Source organism: Xenorhabdus griffiniae (assembly GCF_015163655.1).
Taxonomy (GTDB): domain Bacteria; phylum Pseudomonadota; class Gammaproteobacteria; order Enterobacterales; family Enterobacteriaceae; genus Xenorhabdus; species Xenorhabdus griffiniae.
On record NZ_JADEUF010000169.1, the window covers coordinates 1 to 4,900 of the forward strand.

The 4,900-nt window shown below is 36.0% G+C and carries 4 protein-coding genes; all 4 read right to left on the bottom strand.

The features are described from left to right. Positions 1-177 precede the first annotated feature (177 nt). The 4 genes from IQ211_RS17810 to IQ211_RS17825 all read right to left on the bottom strand — a co-directional run bounded on the left by IQ211_RS17810 (position 178) and on the right by IQ211_RS17825 (position 4,636). Positions 178-1,038, bottom strand: a complete 861-nt coding sequence (locus IQ211_RS17810) for a DUF817 domain-containing protein (protein WP_189759926.1) — start codon at positions 1,036-1,038, stop codon at positions 178-180. Between the two features lie 232 nt (positions 1,039-1,270). Beyond that, on the bottom strand, positions 1,271-2,338 hold the full coding sequence (locus IQ211_RS17815; protein WP_189759927.1) for a PfkB family carbohydrate kinase: 1,068 nt from the start codon (positions 2,336-2,338) through the stop codon (positions 1,271-1,273). 514 nt (positions 2,339-2,852) lie between these two features. Further along, positions 2,853-4,130 carry an insecticidal delta-endotoxin Cry8Ea1 family protein gene (locus tag IQ211_RS17820; protein ID WP_189759928.1) on the bottom strand — a complete coding sequence of 426 codons (1,278 nt, stop codon included), beginning with the start codon at positions 4,128-4,130 and terminating at the stop codon, positions 2,853-2,855. 77 nt (positions 4,131-4,207) lie between these two features. Next, positions 4,208-4,636: a JHE-like toxin PirA gene (locus IQ211_RS17825; RefSeq protein ID WP_189759929.1), complete on the bottom strand. Its 429-nt coding sequence runs from the start codon at positions 4,634-4,636 to the stop codon at positions 4,208-4,210. Positions 4,637-4,900 lie beyond the last annotated feature (264 nt).

A 4,900-nucleotide genomic window follows, 5' to 3' on the forward strand; every position in this document is an offset into this window, starting at 1 on the left:
TAATATTATTTGAAATAGTTCTTAATCAACTCCTCAAATACCTCGCCAAAATCTACCAAAATATGGTTTTGATTTATTAGCACCGTTTTGTGGGGATCCCTCAGCGCTTCGCGGGGAATAATCACACGCATCTTGAAGTTAGATTGGTATATTCCTTTACCAAAGTGTCCGAATGTATTAAAGCATGACACTTGCTTTGATATGTTTAAGGTGAACGACAATCGTAAAGGTCACAACCACCAATAATGACCATGCTCCCCATTTTCCTGCATGAACAACAGACCAAGCGCCTAATTGATTTGGGTATTGCCAGATCCCAAAAAAGGTACCGAAGTTTTCTGCCAACCAAATAAAAAAACCAATCAGTATAAAAGCAAGTAAGAGAGGCATTCTGCGTTCTTTATCCAACGGCGTATAAAAAACAGTACCACGTGCATATAAACCGAAAATAAAAGCAGTTAAATACCAGCGATAATCATCAATATAGTGATGACTAAAGAAATTAATATAAATTGCCACTGCCACCAGCGTTGCCATCCAATACGGTGGGTAATGCTCAATCCGTACCTTAAAAAAGCGCCATGACTGTATAATGTAACTCCCCACGGCCGCATACATAAAACCTGTAAATAGTGGGACACCCCAAAGCTTAGTAAACGCAGCATCAGGGTATTGCCATGAACTAATAGATGCTGACGTTTTAAATAGTTCCATTATAAAACCAACTAAGTGGAAGACACAGATCGCTTTCAATTCATCCCATGTTTCGAGTTTTGACTGTATTAGAAATGCTTGAAAGGTTACTGCGAATACTAATAGTACATCATAACGTGGTATACCCATAATGCCTTTTGTGGGAACCAAAAATAAAGCCAAAAAAAAGAAACCAGCAAATAAGCACGAGCGTGCATTAATCAATCCAAAGAAAAGAAACTCTAAAATAAATCGTTTAATACCTGTGCTGTTATTGGGCTTATGATCCATTAAGACGTTATCAATTTTACGCAGAACATTTAGTTTCTGGCTCATACTTTCCATTTAATTAACCCTGTTGGTCTTATTTGTTGTTAATTCATTATGATAATGCCGATTTCACGCCGCAGATTCTAGCAAGAAATAGCATTAATGTTGATATGTAATGCCAGGACTGTATATGAATATCTGGATTATCCATAGTGAGATCAATGAGTTATCCTTTACTTTCGGCCTGACAGGTGTGATAGGAATGATGAAGCCAGTGTTTGATATCAGGGGATTTTAATTTTGTCGTTCAAAAATACATACGATTCTTAGGGAGTATCTCAATATTTTCCGAAGAGAGTGTTAGTGCTGAACATTGCTGTGCAAAGCGAATACTTTCTTTCAGTTCCATGCCTTCTAACCAGCAATGTACAAGGCCAGCCATCATAGCATCACCCGCACCATTGGCATTAACAATATGGGTATTGATTGCACTTGAACATCCTGATGTATTATCCATTTCACTGTAATAAACACCTTCTGCATCCATACTCAAAATTAAGCGCTGGACGCCATGTTGATGAAACCAGTGTGCCGCAACAGCGGCATCTTTTTGAGTTTCAATTTTTATGCCGCTAAGGATTTCTGCTTCAGTTCGGTTGGGTTTTAAGGTATGAATCTGCGATAGAAAATGGCGAATTTTGGCTGCTTTGGATCTTGAAACCGTATCAACAAAAATTGGCACATTACCGGAATGATTAAATAGCCATTTTAGGACTTCTTCAGTTAAATTACAGTCAATCACTAACACATTAGCATGCTGAATTAAAGATTTAGCTTGAGATAATAACGTAGGGGTTAATTTTTCCAGAATGCTCATATCATTAACAGTAACAACACATTTCCCATTTTCATCGATAACAGAGTTGCAAATTGACGTTTTTTCACCCTCTAATTTATAGAGATAGTTAACATTAACACCAGCCGATTTTGTATGATCAAACAGGGCGTTGCCATTGGCATCGTTACCGATAACGGAAATTAAATAACTTTCATTTTTTAATAGCGCAATATTTTGAGCGATATTCCTCCCTACGCCGCCTGGTGTAGAAATAATTTTCCCTGGGTTGGAATCTTCATAAATTAATTTGGCTGAGGTATAACTTGTTAAATCTATATTCGCTGCACCAATAGTCACAGTATAAACATCGTTAGATAAAATATACCCTTTGCCTTTAATATAACCTTTTTTACTTAGGTTCATAATATGTCCCGCAACACATGAGCGACTGATTCCGAGAATATCAGCAATTTCTTGTTGCTGAATGAAAGGATCACGCTTTAGAAGTTGCAATATCTGGTTTTCCCTTTTTGACATATCATACCTTTGGTTGTTTTTTTGTTCTGATGTTTTATTTCATGTCTGACAGACAGTAAAGGCTATTTTTATATTTCTTTTTCATTATGAGAATATGATCGTAAGATTGGTAAAGCCAGCAAATGACATAAAAATGTGATGTATATCTCGAATATTATGCTGAAAAATTAAGAAGAATCAGGTAACTAAATACATCAAGTGAGTAAACTATATTTTATCCTGTTATAATTTATTTTAAATCAGTATGTTGGGTTGATTTATGGAAACTACAAACATATGTTTGGTTTTTATGATTTGCTGATTTTCACGGCGAGGTCAGACTGGAGTACATAATGAGAAAAAATTACCCCTGGTTACATAATTAGCGATGTAACCAGGGAGGATCTAAAACTCAAGTTCTATACCCATCTCATTTCAAAATGCATATTGTTTCTCCCCGCGAAGCGGGGAGAAACAATGAGTTATGTTGTCTAATAATGAGCAACTTGAAAGGTAATGCGTATATTAGTCGATGTTATTTTTTATCAGCTAATAGATGGTACGAAACGGCAATACCTGCGGCTTGACCAGCAAGTGAAGGTTCATCGCTGGCTAAATACAGCCCTGCAATATAGTGACCATCAACAGCATATTTTCTGTATTTTGTCGCGTAGCGCTCACCGATTCTGAGTTGACGTCCATCACTTAACGTAAATAACGCTTCATCAACAGCGCCATTGCCCCATACTTCCAACCTTTCAATAACACTATCATTGAGTTCAATTGAACTGGTTTCTGATGTTACTGTGCCGAGTGTATAGGATGAACCGTTGGCAAATGTGATTTTAATACCACCCACTCTAGGAGCATTGCCAATTCTTCGTACGTACCCAAGCAACGATTTGATTTTATTGTATTTGCCATCGATTAAAGATGGCTTGAAGGGTTCCTGCATTTGATCGTCTTCGGTCAGGGCCTGAATTCTTGTCTTATTAGTAGGACGATCAAATACGGTTGAATAACTGATAGTTTTAGGATTGAAACCACTTTCCAGGCTATTATTTTGTAGATGTTCAATTAACTCAATACACTCTAAACCGTGTAATAAACAATATCCTCTTACAGACAATAAATTATTAGTGACACTTTCTGCTGTTGATGTGTTGATGGCATTATTATATTCATCATCATACATTGTATGAATATAGCTCCTGACCTTGTCAACCAATTTGTCGATAAGCTGTTTTAACTCATTGACTTCAATATCTGTCAGCCCAATATCATTTTTCTTCTCTATTCCCATTTTCCAATAAGGGATCTGTAACATCACCGTGTTAGTGTACATCGGCAGGATCTGGTAGTTTGTTTTATTATCAAAAGACCTGAATTTTTCATCTATACTCACCAGATATCTGGCCAGGAACATATATGCATCATGGCTTTCTTGGCTGCCAGGCGAGGTTTCCAGCATGTATTGCACATGTTCCATTTTCCCTTTGATCTCTTGTATATCTCCATTAAGTATTCCTTTAATAGTTTGTAGAACGGCATTCTCTATCATTTGCTCTACTTTTTGGAGAATTTGCTCCCAGGTATTATCTTTCTGTTGAGGCCAAAATAGCCCTAACAGGAAGGACATTGCGGGACCTGCTCCTGGAATAAAACCTACGCCACCAATGATGGCATCCTTTATAATTGATGACATATCCCATTCATAATCGGGAGTAGACATTGTATAAGGTGCTATAAGCATAATATCAGTGAGTACAGGCAATGTTTCATTTTCAGATATATTAATCGGTGTAGTATTCATGATTTTATTTCACCTTAATTCCTTAGTTAAATAGTTATGAAATTAAAACTTATTAGTTATAAATGTTTTTCGTATTGTTATTTATTATACCCAGTAACAAAGGCTCGTTTATCTGTATCGTTATAAATGACGACTTTGCTGTAATACAAAGAGTTGCTCGGTGATTTTAATATGCCGTCTTCTCCAGCTTTCACTGTGATAGCGGAATATTCGAACCATTGTGAAGTGAAAGAATGAGACCAATAAAAAACAGCCCTAACTGACGATGCGGGGCCAGAATTGGCTATATAGTAATTGGGGCGTGTTTCAGGAATAATAGGTGTGTCAGTTCTTGTGGCTTCAATAGAAGAGTGTGGCTCTATTGTCATATCCTTATAAGGGATGACGGTAAGAGGGTCTGATGCTGGTGTGTTGGTATTGTAAGTTAATAGTTCTGGATTAGAGTTATTATTATTTATGATGGTAATGTTACTACTGCCACTTATATTTATATTGATTGTATTCATAATGTTTCATCCTATTTTATATGTTGATTAAACAATGGTTTTATATTGATTTTAATGTTGAAGTTTACTTTTTGACCTATTTTTTACCATGGTTATAGTATGTGATTATCTATACTTATGGTAAGTTTTTTCTTAAAATAATGTTTATTTTTTCCTTGAGAAAGAGCTATGTATTTATGACCGCGGTTATTCTAAACATATTTGCATGGTAAAATGAAATATAAAAAATGTAAGTTTGCTTTAAAAAATTACACTGATTATTGA

Excerpts from the sequence above, each read along its gene's own strand:
- IQ211_RS17810 (WP_189759926.1), bottom strand. The coding sequence starts at position 1,038 with ATGGAAAGTATGAGCCAGAAACTAAATGTTCTGCGTAAAATTGATAAC.
- IQ211_RS17815 (WP_189759927.1), bottom strand. The coding sequence starts at position 2,338 with ATGTCAAAAAGGGAAAACCAGATATTGCAACTTCTAAAGCGTGATCCT.
- IQ211_RS17820 (WP_189759928.1), bottom strand. The coding sequence starts at position 4,130 with ATGAATACTACACCGATTAATATATCTGAAAATGAAACATTGCCTGTA.
- IQ211_RS17825 (WP_189759929.1), bottom strand. The coding sequence starts at position 4,636 with ATGAATACAATCAATATAAATATAAGTGGCAGTAGTAACATTACCATC.